Raw genomic sequence first — 16,645 nt, forward strand, 5'->3', positions numbered from 1 at the left:
CGGTTGCTCATCGGGGCCGATGTTTCACGTGAAACGTCGTGGTCCTGGTCCGGCCGAGCCGGCCTGGTGACCCTTCGACCTACTGGCGCAGCAGACCCGGATCCTGCGGTGCCATCAGGTCGAGAATCCGGTTGAGGTCCTCGACCGAGGCGAACTCGACAGTCAGCCGTCCCTTGTTCTTGCCCAGGTCGACCTTGACTCGTGTCTCGAAACGGTCCGAGAGCCTCGACGCCAGTTCGTCGATCGCAGCACTGCGCTGTCCGGGCCGCGGAGCACGCTCGACCGGACGCTTCGCATCCAGGCCGCCGAGTGCGACGATCTCTTCGGTGGCACGCACCGACAGTCCCTCCGAGACGATCCGCTGCGCGAGGCGCTCGATCTCGGCACCATCCGTGAGCCCGAGCAGTGCTCGAGCGTGCCCGGCCGAGAGCACTCCTGCGGCCACGCGGCGCTGGACCAGCGGAGGAAGACGGAGAAGACGCAGCATGTTGGAGATCTGCGAGCGGCTCCGGGAGATACGAGTACCCAGTTCCTCGTGCGTGCAACCGAAGTCGTCGAGGAGCTGACGGTACGCCGCCGCCTCCTCCAAGGGGTTCAGGGCGCTGCGGTGCAGGTTCTCGAGGAGCGCGTCCCGCAGAAGGTCGGCGTCGTCCGTCTCGCGAATGATGGCGGGGATGACATCGAGCCCCGCGGCCTGGGTCGCCCTCCATCGCCGCTCACCCATGATGAGTTCGTAGCCGCCAGGGTTCTCAGGGTCACGACGCACGACGACCGGCTGAAGGACGCCGATCTCCTTGATCGAGCCGACCAGCTCGTCGAGCTCGCCCTCGTCGAAGACAGTGCGTGGCTGACGTGAGTTGGCGCGGATCAGACCGACAGGGAGCTCTGCAAACGTGGCGCCGGGAACCGGAACGAGATCGACCGACGCACGTTCGGTCACGCCGTGCAGGCTCTCCTCGGCTCCTGTTTCACGTGAAACATCGACGTCGACGTCGTCGGCCGTCTCATGCTCATCCTCCCCGGCATCTACGACAGGCGCGCCAGCATCGTCTGTCGCCGAGTCGCTGGTGATCGCTGCGAGGTCGGCCACGTCCTGCTCGTCAACGCCGAGAAGGGAAGCGGGAGAGTCAGCTCCTGTGCGCTCGATCGTCAGCACGGGGGCGCTCGACTCGTCAGACCCCACTCCCCCAGCCTCGGGGTTAGCGTTCTGAACGACCTCAGGGGCTCGCGGGGCGGAGCGGAAGAACACGTCGACCGGACGCTCACGCTCAGGACTGGTCGGAATCAAGGCTCCGAGACCACGACCGAGCCCACGGCGCTTCTCACTCATCGTGCATCCTCCTGGTAGCTAGGCAGCACTGCCCATCGCTCGGCGAGGTAGTTCTGCCGCGAGACGTTGCGAGACGCTCCGTCGACTGATGGGACAGGCAAGGGCTCGGGTCGGCCTCTGTCGGCCACCTCACGAGCAGCTTCGAGATAGGCCAGCGCACCGGTGGAGCTCGGATCGTAGGTGATCACACTCTGGCCATGGCTCGGAGCCTCCGAGATCCTCACGGAACGAGGTATCGACGTCTTGAGGGTCTGCTCGGGGAAATGCTCGCGTACTTCGGCGGCCACCTGCTGCGCAAGGTTGGTGCGGCCGTCATACATCGTGAGCAGGATCGTCGAGACGTGCAGTCGTGGGTTCAGGTGAGCCTTGATGAGCTCGATGGTCTTCAGGAGCTGGCTCAGCCCCTCGAGTGCGTAGTACTCACACTGAATGGGGATCAAGACCTCGCGACCGACGACGAAGGCATTGACCGTGAGGAGCCCGAGACTCGGTGGGCAATCGACGAGGACATAGTCGATCGGTTCGAGACCCTGCGCGATCCGCTCCTCGAGGAAGTCATCGACGGCCTTCCGCAGCCGTGTTTCACGTGAAACCAGCGAGACGAGCTCGATCTCAGCACCCGACAGGTCGATCGTTGCCGGCACGCACCACAGCGTCGGGAGGTCGGGACACTGCTGGACCGCGGATGACAAGGGTGCACCGTCGACGAGCACCTCGTAGACGGACGGTGTCCCCGCTCGATGCTCGACCCCTAGTGCAGTCGATGCGTTGCCCTGCGGGTCGTTGTCGATCACCAGCACGTTGAGACCGGCCTGCGCGAGACCCGCCGCCAGATTGACCGTGGTCGTCGTCTTCCCGACGCCGCCCTTCTGGTTGGCGATCGTGATGATCCGTGTCGACGCCGGGCGCGGGAATCGTCGTCCCTGGAGGTCGATCCGACGGCGCGCATCGATCGTCAGCTGGGCAGCAAGCGGAGTCTCATCGTCCATCTCGGGAAGACTCGCCATGAGCGCTTCTCGTCGACTCTCGTCGAAGCTCTCCGACAGGTAGCCGCCGGATGTTTCACGTGAAACATCCGTCAGGTACGCCACCTCCGGGCTCTCGAACGGGATGTCCTGCTGCTGGTCGGAACTCTCCGTCACGCCCATCTCCCTCACTTGACCTACTCCAGCATGCGCCCCACCGCAGCCTCATCCGTGGACCGCCGGACGCGTGTCGTCACCGAGTCTTCCGGTCGGCCGGGCAACGCACTCGTCCGCCACCCTGTGCCACCCTACGTGCTCCGCGTGGCCGTCTCGTCGCGAGGCTCAACCCGCGCTCCGACGCGGCTCCTCCGACGATCGAGCAGCGTCGAACGAGCCCAGGAACGCGTTCAGCGCATCAGACCTGAACTGCGGTACGCCGGACCCGGAGCACCGTCGTCGGATCGACGCCTTCGACGCTGAATGCCTCAAGAACCTCCGGCTCCTCCGTCTTGTACTTGCGCAGCACCTTGCGCGCAGGCTCGATCTCGTTGATCACGTTGCGCCCCTTCAGGACGACCATCTCTCCGCCGCGTTCTACCAGCGGAAGCGACATACGAGCCAGCTTCTCCAGTGCAGCAACGGCACGCGAGGTCACGGCATCACACTGGAACGCGCCGTGATACTCCTCCGCGCGCCCACGCTTGACCTCGACGTTCGACAGCTCGAGCTCGTCGACCACCTCGGAAAGCCAGGCACAACGACGTTCCATGGGCTCGATCAGAAGAACCTGCGCGTCGGGCAGCATGGTGGCGATGACGATCCCCGGCAGGCCGGCCCCGGAGCCGATGTCGGCAATCGTGCCCTTCTCGGGGAGGAACTGCACCACGGCTGCGGAGTTGAGAATGTGCCGCTCCCAGATGCGCGACACCTCACGCGGCCCGATCAGTCCGCGCAGCTCCCCCTGGTCATGCAGCATCTCGGCGAATCGAGCGACGGCAGGGTACGCGTCGCCGAAATACGCCCGTACCTCTGGAGAGTCGGAGAGCGTTTCACGTGAAACATCGCCCTCGACGGCGTCGCTCATCTCGTTGGTCATCTACTCCTCTTTCAGTGCTCAAGCCCCACGGAATGCAGGGCTCGGCCGAACAGCCCGGGGTCCATGGTGTCACGTCTCGCACGGACATGGAGGGAAGACCAGCGATGCCGGACGACAAGCCGGCACGTGGCGTGCGTAGCTGCTTCATGAGGCGGGGCATGACAGCGGAAGGGCGCTGAGGTGAGGCACCCCACCGTGCGCACGGATCACCCACGAGAGCGCGAGAACCTGGCCGTCCGAGCACCGAACGGAACGACCAGGGTGCGGGCCGGCGTTGTGTGCCGTGTGCCATGTGCCGTGCGCCTTGTGCCGTGTGCCGTGTGCCGTGCGCCGTGTGCCCCACCAGATCACGCTCACGACGGCGGAACGCACGGTCTTGGCCGTGCACTCGACGTCCCGCGAGCTGGGTCGCCAGGCGCACGACTGCCGACCACCAGAGCGACACCAGGATCGGGACCGTCCAGCTCCGCCCTGGCATCGTCCGGGACGCAGCGCCGGGGTGGCCCGGCATCGTCGCAACCGCTCCTCCGTGTCGTCGCCGCGGCACCGGTGGATGCGCTGACACGGGGGATGCCCCGCCTTGCCGCTCCTCGGCTCCCGTGACGGCCACCTTCTGGAACCGGGTTCCGCCCCTCACGAGTCCGCGGCCGCTCCACCTCAGGAGTCGAACTGGCTGGTGCCGCGAGAGAGCCCCGTTGCGCTGACCCGAGCTCTGCCATTCGCTCCCCGCCACCCCCGTCGCGACAGGAGAGGTGTGCACTCCCCCGCTGAAGGAGCCCACGACAGGCCCCGTCTCCCGCTCGACTCTCCGGACGGATTCGGCCCACGAGAACGAGCCCTGCGGTGGAGCACTCGATACATCTGCCCGTGCCGTACGAACGAAGCCGCCCGGTGTTTCACGTGAAACACCGGGCGGCTTCGAGAGGGAGAGAGGTGCGGTCAGGGCTCCTCGGAGGGTCGGATCACGACGTAGCGCTCCGGGTCGGTGCCCCGCGAGTCGCTCGTGAGTCCCGCCGCTGCGACGACGTCGTGAACGACCTTGCGTTCGAAAGCGTTGAGGGGCTCCATCGAGAGTTCGGTCCCCGACGCACGAACCGTCGCGATCGCCGTCGTCGCGAGCTCCGTGAGCTCGACCTTGCGCTGCGCCCGGAAGCCGGCGATGTCGAGCATGAGGCGGCTCCGCTCGCCCGTCCGTGCCTGGACCGCGAGACGCGTGAGTTCCTGGAGCGCGTCAAGGACCTCACCGTCCTTGCCCACGAGGTGCCGGAGCGAAGCGGGCTCGTCGGCGACGATCTCCAGCGCAGCGCGACCGTGATCGATGTCGATGTCGATGTCACCGTCGAGATCGGCGATGTCGAGGAACTCCTCGAGGTAGTCCGCGGCGACTTCGCCTTCCTCTTCGAGGCGCGTCATCTCGTCAGGGGCTTGGTCTTCGGCAGCGGGTGCGTCGGTCGACGACATTGCTGGCTCCTTGGGGGTCATGAGAACCCCGGGGTCTCGAAGGAACCTCGGCGCTCTCGGATCAGGACTTGGGGCTACTTCTTCGGCTGCTTCGGCTTCGGGGAACCCTTACCGGTCCCCTTGGCCGGGCCGTCGGTCTCACCATCGACCGGGGCGTCGTTGACCGGAGCATCGTTGATCTCGGCAGACGGAGCCGTCGTTCCGTTGATGACACGAGGCGTGCCTGGCTTCTGGCGGTCCTTGCGCTTGGGCTGCTGACGCTGGCCGCGGGGCTGCTCGATGACCGGAGCTGCTTCCTCGACGATGCCCTTGGCCGCGGCCTTGCGAGCCTTGCGCTCCTTCATCAGGCGCTCAGCCTCGGATCCCGGCGCGGGCATGCGCTTGATCGTGTAGAACTGCTGGCCCATGGACCAGAGGTTCGTCGTGGTCCAGTAGACGAGGACACCGACGGGGAAGTTCACGCCGGAGACCGCGAAGATGAAGGGGAAGACGTAGAGCATCATCTTCTGCGTCGAGGCCATGGGGCCTTCGAGAGCCGACTTCGGCATGTTCTTCATTGTCAGCTGACGCTGCGTGAAGAAGGTCGTGGCGCACATCGCGACGATCAGGGCGCCGATGACGATCTTCGCCTGCATGTCGTCGGTCTTCAGGAAGATGTCCGAGAGGTGGGCACCGAACAGCGACGAGCTCTCGATGTCGCCCGCGACGCTCGCGTCGATCGGACCGATCGCGTCGGCCTTGCCCTCAGAGATCGGCACGAGGCCGTTGAGCACGCGGAACAGGGCGAAGAAGATCGGCGACTGCAGCAGGATCGGCAGGCAGGAGGCGAACGGGTTCGTCCCGTGCTTCTTGTAGAGCTCCATCGTCTCGCGGCTCATGGCCTCACGGGACGCCGGGTCCGACTTGCCCTTGTACTTCTTCTGGATGGCCTGCATCTCGGGCTGCAGCATCTGCATGCCGCGCGAGGCTTTGATCTGCTTGAAGAAGAGCGGGATCAGGAGGATACGGATGATGATCACGAGCCCGACGATCGAGAACACCCAACCGAGACCGGGGCCGTCACCCATGCCCAGGAACACGAGTCCCTGGTGGCACAGGTACATGATCCACGCGACGACCCATTCGATCGGCTCGAGGAACTTGAAGAAGTCCATCCGTACTACTCCCTAACCTTCAACAAACTGGGTCCCGCCGACGTCGCCGGCAGGAGGACTAGTGCGAGTGCTTCCTCAGCGCCTCGGGGACGTCGTCGACGCCACCTCTGCTCCAGGGGTTGCACCTCAGCAGCCGCCAGACGGCGAGCCGTACGCCTCGCAGCACACCGTGCCGTCGTATCGCGACGAGCGCGTACTGCGAGCACGAGGGGTAGTACTTGCAGGTTGGCCCGGTCATCGGTGAGATGACGCTCTGATAGGCCCTGATGAGCCCGACCAGCACGAGCAGCGGGATCCTCTGGACGAACCGCCACGAACGCGTGGTCCAGCCCGGCGAGCCCATTCCTGCGTGATCGGCCTGGACGGTCGCGCTCATGCTTCGGCCGATCGGCGGTCCCACTGGGCGACCGCTCGCTTGATGCAGGACGCGAGGTCCTGGTCGAGCTGCGCGAAGTCGCTGTCGGAGGACGCGGGAAGTGCCCTCACGACCACTCGGGTCCGTGGCGGCAACGCGTCGAGGTACGCCGAAGACGCGGCGCGCAGGCGCCGCTTCACCTTGTTCCGGTGCACGGCGTTACCTACGGCCTTGGATACGACAAAACCGACCTGTGGTGGCTCGTCGCCCCCAGGGTCTTGGGAGAGATGAACCACCACGGTCGATCGCCCCGCGCGCACGCCACGTCGCACCGCCCGTTCGAAATCTACGGAACGGCGCAAGCGGTGCGCCGCGGGTAGCACCTGCTGTCAGGCAGAGAGCTCGGCGCGGCCCTTGCGACGACGGGCTGCCAGGATGGCGCGGCCGGCGCGGGTGCGCATACGCAGCCGGAAACCGTGGGTCTTCGCACGGCGCCGGTTGTTCGGCTGGAAAGTCCGCTTGCTCACGAGGTACTCCAAGAACGTCGGGGAGGTACACCGTCTATGTCCTCGACGATGCAGTGCTACAGCTGGAAGGGATGCAGTTCTGCACCCCAGCCGCCCGTGTACCCGCCACGATCAGTCCGTGGATTCGCCCCCGTGAGGGCGCGCGAAAGTACCTGGAACGGCTGTATGACGTTACGCCGCGGACCCCCCTCGGGTCAAACCCGGACCATCTCACGCCGAGCCTGTCATGATATGTCGCTCAGCGGCTGGTACGTCTACTCTGATCCTGGTGCCGTCAGGCAGCACGCGAGCGGGAGACGCCTCGTGGTCGGGTCGCGGGCCACGCTGCGGACCTGTCGACGACCGGCAGGCCGCCGGGAGACGACCCGCAGACGGCCGATGCAGCCGTGCGTTGCCATTACTCCCCACAGGTTGTGGAAAACTATGTGGATAACGGGTCCGCGTGGCACACTCCAGACTGATCCTGATCATCATGCAGCACCCGACGACGAAGGAATCACCTGGTGTCCAACCCCGACGAGAACATCACTGACGTCTGGGCTCAGACCATCGCCGTCCTAGAGGCCAGCCCCGACATGACGCCGCGGCAGATCGCCTTCATCAAGCTGGCCAAGCCGCTCGCGATCCTCGACGACACCGTGTTCATCGCCGTTCCGCACGAGCAGACTCGGACCTACCTCGAGACCAGGGTGCGCGACGAGCTCGTCTCCGCGATGGCGGGGGCGCTCGGCCGGGACGTCCGCTTCGGGATCACCGTCGACCCCGAGCTCGCCGCCGAACCGCCGTCTCCCGCTGCCCTCACCGCGAGCGTGCCCGAACCAGCGATGCCGGTCCACGTCGAGCCCGAGCACGAGCGCGAGCGGATGCTCCCCGCGCCGGTCCCGCAGCGTCCGCACGCCGAACCGACCCGCCTCAACCCGAAGTACATCTTCGAGACGTTCGTCATCGGTTCCTCGAACCGCTTCGCCCACGCGGCCGCCGTCGCCGTCGCCGAAGCACCGGCCAAGGCCTACAACCCGCTCTTCATCTATGGGCAGTCCGGGCTGGGCAAGACGCACCTGCTGCACGCGATCGGTCACTACGCGCACAACCTGTACCCCAACGTCCGGGTGCGCTACGTGAACTCCGAGGAGTTCACCAACGACTTCATCAACTCCATCGGCGAGGGCAAGGCGGGCGCGTTCCAGCGCCGCTACCGTGACGTCGACGTCCTCCTCATCGACGACATCCAGTTCCTGCAGGGCAAGGAACAGACGATGGAGGAGTTCTTCCACACCTTCAACGCGCTGCACAACGCCAACAAGCAGCTCGTCATCACGTCGGACCTGCCCCCCAAGCAGCTCAACGGCTTCGAGGACCGGCTGCGCAGCCGGTTCGAGTGGGGCCTCATCACCGACGTCCAGCCCCCCGACCTCGAGACCCGCATCGCGATCCTTCGCAAGAAGGCCGCGAGCGAGCGTCTCGCCGTACCGACGGACGTGCTGTCCTACATCGGTTCGAAGATCTCGACGAACATCCGCGAGCTCGAGGGCGCGCTCATCCGTGTCACCGCCTTCGCGAACCTGAACCGGCAGCAGGTCGACCTCGCCCTCGCCGAGATCGTCCTCAAGGACCTCATCACCGATGACGACGCCTCCGAGATCACTCCCGCGAGCGTCATCGCGCAGACGGCCGCCTACTTCGGGCTGACCATCGAGGACCTGTGCGGCAGCTCCCGATCCCGTGTCCTCGTGACCGCGCGGCAGATCGCCATGTATCTCTGCCGAGAGCTCACTGATCTCTCCCTGCCCAAGATCGGGCAGCAGTTCGGCGGCCGTGACCACACGACGGTCATGCACGCGAACCGCAAGATCACCGAGCAGATGGCCGAACGCCGGTCGACGTACAACCAGGTCACCGAGCTGACGAGCAGGATCAAGCAGCAGCACCGGGGCTGAGCCCTGGTCGTGCCGCGAGCGGTCGCGCTTGCTGGATGGGGTCACCCCGGGTGGGGCGGGCGAGGGTGTTCCCCGCTCTACCCTCCGCGCCCTCGTCCCTCGGGCGCTCCCACCAACCCCACCACCAGCGGGGCACTTCCTCGCCCACCCCTTCGTCGTACCGTGGGCCGGGTGCACGGCCGGCCACGGCGGGGAGGCACCGCCCTGGCGCCGTGCCTCCGCTCGTCCTCCAGCAGACCGTGCCTGGCGCCGTACCCGGCCTGGCTCTGGCGCCGTACCCGGCCTGGCTCTCGAACAGCAGACGTTCGTTCCCCGCGCTCGACGTCGTCCACAGAACCTGTTCACCCTGCCCTGAAGGCCGTCGGATCAGACGCGCCGAGACGCGGAGATCCGGCCGGTGCACGTCTCGGGACCCCGTGTCACCGTCGACACAGTCCCCAGCTTCCAGGGCACACGTGTCGGTTATGCACCTTAAGCGGCTTTGCTGTGGATGAACATCGTCGCGCAGCTCGCCGCTGTGCACAGACGTCCGACGGCGGCGCTCATCCCCTGGACGAACGGCTCTCCACAGTCCTGTGGATGCACAGGCAGTCCATGACCATGTGTACAAGTAGCGGTGGATATCCACTTGTCCCCACAGTTGTCCACAAGGCCTGGGGGTATGTCCACCGCTCGCTGCCGACCGTCCCCAGATCAGCAGCTGTGCGTCCCCAGCCGCCTGTGTACAGGGCACTCTGTGCTGTGTACAGATCGCTCGAGGGCAGGCATCCCCCACAAGCTTGTGCACCTACCTGTGGATAACTGTGGACGACGGGGCACATCGTGTGGACAGAGGAGGGCCGGTCGGTGGACGGTGATCTGTGGACAACTCGTCGTCAACAGTGCCTGCGATTTACCCACAGGCCCGTACCCACTTCGTCCACACGCAGAATCGTCCTCTGACCTGCACGAAGACCCGTTTTCCACACTTTGCACAGCACCGATGACTACGACGAATGATCTCTAAGCAGGAAAAATCCACACGCCTTCATCTGGTCCCGCGCCGTTCGAGCTGCCTCAACTCGCAGCTGTGACCGCCGTCACAACCGACGCCGGGAGTCGAGCCGGAGCGAGCCAGCATCGACCACGATCCACAGAGCGTGCCAGAGGTACCGGGCAGTGCCTTGTCTCGCGTAGGGTTCATGCGGGCACGACGACCCGTACAGGTCTCGTCCTCCCCGACGGCGAGGAGGACGACGCGAGGAACCGCGACGTGTGGTCTTCATTCACCAGCGAACTCACCCCTGTGTACCGCGCGGTCGAGTGCCTGACATGTGAAGATCGATCCATGGACGAGAGGGTGTGGGATGAAGTTCCGGGTTGAGCGTGATGTCCTGGCCGACGCAGTGACCTGGACGGCCCGTACGTTGCCGACGCGGCCTCCGGCTCCCGTCCTCGCCGGGGTACGCATCGAGGCCGACGCCGTCGGGACGATCGGGCTGTCGAGCTTCGACTACGAGGTCTCTGCACGCTCCGAGATCCCTGCCGAGGTCGTCGAGCCCGGTACGGTCCTCGTGTCCGGCCGTCTTCTCGCGGAGATCTCGCGTGCGCTGCCGGCCAAGCCTGTGGACTTCGCGGTCGAGGGCAACAAGGTGATCGTCACGTGCGGCGCAAGCCGGTTCACGCTGCTGACGATGCCGGTGGAGGACTACCCCGCGCTGCCCGCGATGCCGGAGCTCTCGGGCACGGTGTCGGGAGACGAGCTGACGCACGCGGTCGCCCAGGTGACGGTCGCCGCGAGTCGTGACGACACACTGCCCCTGCTGACGGGCGTGCGCATGGAGATCGACGGCGAGCGCATCACGCTGCTCGCGACGGACCGCTACCGGCTCGCTCTGCGCGAGCTCACCTGGACCCCGGCCTCGCCCGACTTCAACGCGGTCGCCCTCGTCCGTGCCCGGACCCTCAACGACGTCGCGAAGTCCCTGGGCGGCTCGGGCCTGGTCAACGTGGGGCTCACGGCAGGTTCGGGCGTCGATCTCATCGGCTTCGAGGCGGGCGGCCGCCACACGACGTCCCAGCTCGTCGACGGCGACTACCCCGCGGTCCGTCGTCTCTTCCCCGACGAGACCCCGATCCACGCGGTCATGGCGACGGCTCCGCTCATCGACGCGGCCAAGCGTGTCTCGCTCGTCGCGGAGCGCAACACCCCGATCCGCCTGTCCTTCACGGACGGTCAGGTCGTGCTCGACGCCGGCCAGGGGGACGACGCGCAGGCGTCCGAGGCGCTCGAGGCGGTCCTGGTGGGCGAGGAGATCTCGGTCGCCTTCAACCCGCAGTTCCTGCTCGACGGCCTGGGGGCGCTGGGGACGGACTTCGTCCGTCTGAGCTTCACGCACCCCAACAAGCCGGTCGAGTTCACCGGTCAGGAGTCGCTGGACGGCGAGGACTCGTCGCACTACCGCTACCTGCTGGTCCCCATCCGCTTCGCGAGCTGACCTCGGCCGGTCGCGCACGGAACGAGCTCAACGGTACGGAGGCACACGATGGTGACGCACATCGGTCTGGTCGGACTCGGCAAGATGGGCGCGAACATGCGTGCGCGCCTGCGCGCCGGGGGGATCGAGGTCACGGGGTTCGACCAGAACCCGGAGGTCTCGGACGTCGCGTCGCTCGCAGAGCTGGTCGCCGCCCTGCCCGCAGGTCAGCGTTTCGTGTGGGTCATGGTCCCGTCCGGGCCGATCACCCGTGGTGTCGTGACCGAGCTCGCCGGGCTGCTGTCTGCGGGTGACGTCGTCATCGAGGGCGGGAACTCGCACTTCTCCGACGACGCCGTGCACGCCGCGGAGCTCGCGCCCCTGGGCGTCGGGTACCTGGACGTCGGCGTCTCCGGCGGCATCTGGGGGCTCGAGAACGGCTACGGGCTCATGGTGGGCGGCGATGCGGCGCTCGTCGAGGCCGCGATGCCCGTCTTCGACGCGCTGCGCCCTGAGGGGCCGCGCGAGGAGGGCTTCGTGCACGCCGGGGCCGTGGGTGCCGGGCACTACGCCAAGATGGTGCACAACGGCATCGAGTACGGCCTGATGCAGGCCTACGCCGAGGGCTACGAGCTCCTCGAGGCCAAGGACATCGTCACCGACGTCCCCGGCACGCTCAAGGCCTGGACCCGCGGGACGGTCGTCCGGTCGTGGCTCCTGGACCTGCTGGTCAAGGCGCTCGAGGAGGACCCGGAGCTGGGCGAGATCAGCGACTGGGTCGAGGACTCGGGCGAGGGCCGCTGGACCGTGGACGAGGCGATCGACAGCGCTGTGCCCCTCCCCGTGATCTCGGCCGCGCTCTTCGCACGCTTCGCGTCGCGCCAGGGTGCGTCGCCGGCGATGAAGGCCGTCGCCGCGCTGCGGCAGCAGTTCGGTGGGCACGCCGTGAAGCCCGCCGGCGGTTCCTGAGGCGGACGTGCTCCCTGCCCGACGACGTCGCTCGCCCGGTAGGCCGTCGCACCGGGGTGGCCGCACACTGGTAGGCGTCGTCCCGTGCACTTCTCCACAGGCGGTCCACGTGCTGTGGAGGCTCCGCCCCGGGACGACCGTTCCCCTCGACCTGTTCGACCCGACGCCGTAGGACCTGATGTACATCTCCCACCTCTCGCTCGCGGACTTCCGCTCGTACACGTCGGTCGACGTCGAGCTCGAGCCCGGCGTGAACGCCTTCGTCGGACCGAACGGTCAGGGCAAGACGAACCTCGTCGAGGCGATCGGCTACGTCGCGACCCTGGGCAGCCACCGCGTGCCGTCGGACGCGGCCCTGGTGCGTGCGGGGGCCTCGCGGGCCGTGGTCCGGGCACGGATCGTCCGGGGCGACCGGGCGAGCACGGTCGAGATCGAGATCGCCGCGGGCAAGGCCAACCGTGCACGGATCAACCGTGCGCCGGCCGGCAAGCCTCGCGACGTCCTGGGGATCGCGCGGACCGTGCTGTTCGCCCCCGAGGACCTGGCGCTGGTCAAGGGCGACCCGGACGGCCGTCGCCGCTTCCTCGACCAGCTCGCGGTGCTCCTGGTGCCGCGGTTCGCGGGGGTCCTCTCGGACTACGACAGGGTCCTGCGCCAGCGCAGCGCGCTCCTCAAGTCGGCCGGGGGTGCGATGCGCGCCTCGCGCTCGTCGACCCCGGACCTGCGCACGCTCGACGTGTGGGACGCCAAGCTCGCCGCGACGGGGGCCCAGATCGTGGCGCTGCGTCTTCAGCTCGTCGCGGCCCTCCAGCCCTATGCGGCGGCGGCCTACGAGCAGGTCAGCTCGGGCCAGGGTGAGGCGCACATCGCCTACCGCTCCTCGGTGGCCGCCGCTCTGGAGGACCCGCGCGACGGCGTCGGGCAGGAGATCGGACCGCAGACCGTCGAGGCGCTCGAGACGCAGCTCCTCGAGGCCATGGCGGCCCTGCGCAGCAAGGAGATCGAGCGTGGTGTCTGCCTCGTGGGGCCGCACCGGGACGACCTCGTCCTGACCCTCGGCGGCCTGCCGGCCAAGGGGTACGCGAGCCACGGCGAGTCGTGGTCGTTCGCGCTCGCGCTGCGTCTTGCGTCGTACCGGCTCCTCACGGACGGGGCGCCGGAGGCGGCCGGCTCGCTCCTGTGGTCGCCGGACTGGGGTCCCGACGGCGAGCCCGTCCTCCTGCTCGACGACGTGTTCGCCGAGCTCGACGTGCGTCGCCGCGACCGGCTCGCGGACCTCGTCGCGGGCGCCAACCAGGTCATCATCACGGCGGCCGTGCCGGAGGACGTGCCGCGCCAGCTCTCGGGGCTGCGGCTCGACGTGCTCGACGGCCGGGTGACCAGACGTGCGTGACTCCCCGGACGAGGACGGGACGACCCGCGAGGACGACGAGGAGGTCGCCCGTCCCGCGGGACTACCGGTCGGTGAGGTCGTGGACCTCACGCCGCCCGCGCAGGTGGCGCGCGAGGCGCTCAATCGCGCCCGTGCGGCCGCGCGCGCCAAGGGCATCCGTCCGGGACAGCCGTCGCGGCGCGTCCTGGCCGACCCTCCGCCGTCCACAGGGGCGCGCCCCGGTGGTCGGGATCCGCAGACGTTCGGTGCGGTCGTGCAACGCCTGCTGCACGAGCGCGGGTGGGTCCAGGACGTGTCCGTCGGCGGGGTGATCGGGCGGTGGCGCGAGGTCGTGGGCGACCAGGTCGCCGACCACTGCGAGCCCGAGACCTTCGAGGACAAGGTGCTCGTGGTGCGCGCCGACTCGACCGCGTGGGCCACGCAGGTGCGCCTGCTGACGCCCCGGCTGCTCGAACGCCTCGCGCAGGAGGTCGGTGAGGGCGTCGTCGAGACCGTGACCGTGCTGGGACCGACCGGACCCAGCTTCCGGCGCGGACCGAAGTCCGTGCGGGGCCGCGGGCCGCGCGACACCTTCGGCTGATCTGATGCCCGGTTCGTACCCTTATGTCCGTCCGGAAGGAGGGCCGGCCGGCGTCGTCGGCGCGCAGATCCACCACCCTGTGGAGAACCTTGTGGAGAACTTGCCCGCAGGGGCTCAGAATCCGCTGTTTCGGCCACCTCCCAGGTAGAATGGAGAGGTCATTCCGGGTACCTCCGCGAGCACCGTCTGGTGCACTGCGCGAGCCGGAACCGATGAGCCGTGCAGCGATCCTCCCCAGCGGGTGAACCTGTCGCGTGCATGATGACGAGGAGCGTTTCCGCCCGTGGCAGACCACACAGACAACGTCCCATCCAGCCTGCCTCCGGAGAGTGGTGAAGGACCGGGCAAGGACCGGGACCCCTCTGGCGGCACGTACGACGCGAGCAACATCACGGTCCTCGAAGGGCTCGAGGCCGTGCGCAAGCGGCCCGGCATGTACATCGGGTCGACCGGTGAGCGCGGACTCCACCACCTCGTGTACGAGGTTGTGGACAACTCTGTGGACGAAGCCCTCGCGGGGTACGCCGACACCATCGACGTGACACTTCTGGCCGACGGAGGTGTACGGGTCAAGGACAACGGTCGTGGCATCCCCGTCGCGATCCACCCGACCGAGGGGAAGCCCACCGTCGAGGTCGTCATGACGATCCTCCACGCGGGCGGGAAGTTCGGTGGCGGCGGCTACGCGGTCTCGGGCGGACTGCACGGTGTGGGCATCTCGGTGGTGAACGCGCTGTCGCGCAAGGTCCAGACCGTGGTCAAGCGTGACGGCCACACCTGGAGCCAGAACTTCAAGGACGGCGGCAAGACCGACGGTCCCCTCGTCAAGGGTGAGGCCACCTCGGAGACCGGCACGACCCAGACTTTCTGGGCCGACCCGGAGATCTTCGAGACGACCGAGTTCGACTTCGAGACGCTGCGCTCGCGCTTCCAGCAGTACGCGTTCCTCAACAAGGGCCTGCGCATCACGCTCACGGACGAGCGCCGTCAGTTCCTCGACACCGACGACGAGGTCACGGGGCAGGTCGCCGACCCCGCCGAGGACCTCGTGGCGGCTCCCGAGGGTGAGGACGAGTTCAAGCCCCGCGTCGTGTCGTACAAGTACGACGACGGGCTCGTGGACTACGTCAAGCACCTCAACTCGGCCAAGAAGGTCGAGCTGATCCACGACGAGATCATCGACTTCGAGTCCGAGGACAAGGAGCGGCGCATCTCGGTCGAGGTCGCGCTCCAGTGGACCGGCTCGTACTCCGAGTCCGTGCACACGTTCGCCAACACGATCTCGACGACCGAGGGCGGTACGCACGAGGAGGGGTTCCGTGCGGCCATGACCTCGCTGGTCAACGAGTACGCGCGTGCCAAGGGCATCATCAAGGAGAAGGACGACAACCTCACGGGTGACGACATCCGCGAGGGCCTCACCGCCGTCCTGTCGATCAAGCTCGGCGAGCCGCAGTTCGAGGGCCAGACGAAGACGAAGCTCGGCAACACCGAGGCGAAGTCGTTCGTCCAGCGTGTCGTCCGTGCGCAGCTCACGGACTGGTTCGACTCGCACCCGACCGAGGCGCGCGACATCATCCGCAAGGCGATCCAGGCCTCGCAGGCGCGGCTCGCGGCCCGCAAGGCGCGCGAGGCGACGCGTCGCAAGGGTCTGCTCGAGTCCGGCGGCATGCCGGGCAAGCTCAAGGACTGCCAGTCGAACCGTCCTGAGGAGTGCGAGGTCTTCATCGTCGAGGGTGACTCGGCAGGTGGCTCGGCCGTGCGTGGCCGCAACCCGCACAACCAGGCGATCCTCCCGCTGCGCGGGAAGATCCTCAACGTCGAGCGTGCGCGCCTCGACCGGGCCCTGGGCAACAACGAGGTCCAGGCTCTGATCACGGCGTTCGGCACGGGCATCGGCGAGGACTTCGACATCGCCAAGCTGAGGTATCACAAGATCGTCCTGATGGCCGACGCCGACGTCGACGGCCAGCACATCTGCACGCTGCTGCTGACCCTGCTCTTCCGGTACATGCGCCCGCTCATCGAGCACGGCCACGTGTACCTCGCGCAGCCGCCGCTGTACCGCCTCAAGTGGTCGAACGCGCCGCACGACTACGTGTACTCGGACCGGGAGCGCGACGCGTTCCTGCTCGCCGGTCAGGCCGAGGGCAAGCGCATCCCCAAGGAGAACGGGATCCAGCGCTACAAGGGTCTCGGCGAGATGGACTACTCGGAGCTGTGGGACACGACCATGGACCCCGACCACCGCACGCTCAACCAGGTCACGCTCGACGACGCCGCAGCCGCGGACGAGATCTTCTCGGTCCTCATGGGCGAGGACGTGGAGTCGCGACGCAACTTCATCCAGCGCAACGCCAAGGACGTGAGGTTCCTGGACATCTAGACGGCGTGGTCGGGTGCCGCGAGCGGCCGGGTGGAA

14 protein-coding genes are annotated in these 16,645 nt (G+C 67.5%); 6 read left to right on the plus strand and 8 right to left on the minus strand.

Annotated elements, in window-relative coordinates; translation table 11 throughout:
- Positions 1 to 79: 79 nt before the first annotated feature.
- The 8 genes from ACFRCR_RS08695 to rpmH all read right to left on the minus strand — a co-directional run bounded on the left by ACFRCR_RS08695 (position 80) and on the right by rpmH (position 6,888).
- On the minus strand, positions 80 to 1,330 hold the full coding sequence (locus ACFRCR_RS08695) for a ParB/RepB/Spo0J family partition protein (RefSeq protein WP_377676805.1): 1,251 nt from the start codon (positions 1,328 to 1,330) through the stop codon (positions 80 to 82).
- On the minus strand, positions 1,327 to 2,337 hold the full coding sequence (locus tag ACFRCR_RS08700; protein ID WP_336708273.1) for an AAA family ATPase: 1,011 nt from the start codon (positions 2,335 to 2,337) through the stop codon (positions 1,327 to 1,329). The genes ACFRCR_RS08695 and ACFRCR_RS08700 overlap by 4 nt, the downstream gene beginning before the upstream one ends.
- Before the next feature lie 373 nt (positions 2,338 to 2,710).
- A complete protein-coding gene (gene rsmG / locus ACFRCR_RS08705; protein ID WP_377676807.1) occupies positions 2,711 to 3,391 on the minus strand; it encodes a 16S rRNA (guanine(527)-N(7))-methyltransferase RsmG in 681 nt (226 codons plus the stop codon).
- A 939-nt stretch (positions 3,392 to 4,330) separates the two neighbouring features.
- The gene (locus ACFRCR_RS08710) at positions 4,331 to 4,852 is read right to left on the minus strand and encodes a protein jag (RefSeq protein ID WP_377676808.1); all 522 of its coding nucleotides are present in this window, start codon (positions 4,850 to 4,852) and stop codon (positions 4,331 to 4,333) included.
- Positions 4,853 to 4,926: 74 nt separating this feature from the next.
- Positions 4,927 to 6,006 carry a membrane protein insertase YidC gene (gene yidC / locus ACFRCR_RS08715; protein ID WP_377676810.1) on the minus strand — a complete coding sequence of 360 codons (1,080 nt, stop codon included), beginning with the start codon at positions 6,004 to 6,006 and terminating at the stop codon, positions 4,927 to 4,929.
- Positions 6,007 to 6,064: 58 nt separating this feature from the next.
- Positions 6,065 to 6,349, minus strand: a complete 285-nt coding sequence (gene yidD / locus ACFRCR_RS08720) for a membrane protein insertion efficiency factor YidD (RefSeq protein ID WP_377676823.1) — start codon at positions 6,347 to 6,349, stop codon at positions 6,065 to 6,067.
- Between the two features lie 29 nt (positions 6,350 to 6,378).
- Positions 6,379 to 6,744: a ribonuclease P protein component gene (gene rnpA / locus ACFRCR_RS08725; protein WP_377676812.1), complete on the minus strand. Its 366-nt coding sequence runs from the start codon at positions 6,742 to 6,744 to the stop codon at positions 6,379 to 6,381.
- Between the two features lie 6 nt (positions 6,745 to 6,750).
- A complete protein-coding gene (gene rpmH, locus ACFRCR_RS08730; protein WP_010849920.1) occupies positions 6,751 to 6,888 on the minus strand; it encodes a 50S ribosomal protein L34 in 138 nt (45 codons plus the stop codon).
- A gap of 503 nt (positions 6,889 to 7,391) precedes the next feature.
- Between rpmH and dnaA the strand changes: the two genes are divergently transcribed.
- The 6 genes from dnaA (at position 7,392) to gyrB (ending at position 16,609) form a co-directional block, all read left to right on the plus strand.
- Positions 7,392 to 8,825: a chromosomal replication initiator protein DnaA gene (gene dnaA / locus ACFRCR_RS08735; protein WP_377676814.1), complete on the plus strand. Its 1,434-nt coding sequence runs from the start codon at positions 7,392 to 7,394 to the stop codon at positions 8,823 to 8,825.
- Between the two features lie 1,346 nt (positions 8,826 to 10,171).
- Positions 10,172 to 11,302, plus strand: a complete 1,131-nt coding sequence (gene dnaN, locus ACFRCR_RS08740; RefSeq protein ID WP_377676816.1) for a DNA polymerase III subunit beta — start codon at positions 10,172 to 10,174, stop codon at positions 11,300 to 11,302.
- 48 nt (positions 11,303 to 11,350) lie between these two features.
- Complete coding sequence (gnd, locus tag ACFRCR_RS08745) at positions 11,351 to 12,250, plus strand: phosphogluconate dehydrogenase (NAD(+)-dependent, decarboxylating) (protein WP_377676818.1); 900 nt, start codon at positions 11,351 to 11,353, stop codon at positions 12,248 to 12,250.
- A 178-nt stretch (positions 12,251 to 12,428) separates the two neighbouring features.
- The gene (gene recF, locus ACFRCR_RS08750; protein ID WP_377676820.1) at positions 12,429 to 13,643 is read left to right on the plus strand and encodes a DNA replication/repair protein RecF; all 1,215 of its coding nucleotides are present in this window, start codon (positions 12,429 to 12,431) and stop codon (positions 13,641 to 13,643) included.
- Between the two features lie 79 nt (positions 13,644 to 13,722).
- Entirely contained in the window at positions 13,723 to 14,223 is a 501-nt protein-coding gene (locus ACFRCR_RS08755; protein WP_030152608.1) for a DUF721 domain-containing protein, read from the plus strand.
- A gap of 316 nt (positions 14,224 to 14,539) precedes the next feature.
- On the plus strand, positions 14,540 to 16,609 hold the full coding sequence (gyrB, locus tag ACFRCR_RS08760; RefSeq protein ID WP_377676826.1) for a DNA topoisomerase (ATP-hydrolyzing) subunit B: 2,070 nt from the start codon (positions 14,540 to 14,542) through the stop codon (positions 16,607 to 16,609).
- Positions 16,610 to 16,645 lie beyond the last annotated feature (36 nt).

It is taken from the genome of Oerskovia sp. NPDC056781 (genome assembly GCF_042789955.1).
GTDB lineage: Bacteria > Actinomycetota > Actinomycetes > Actinomycetales > Cellulomonadaceae > Oerskovia > Oerskovia rustica.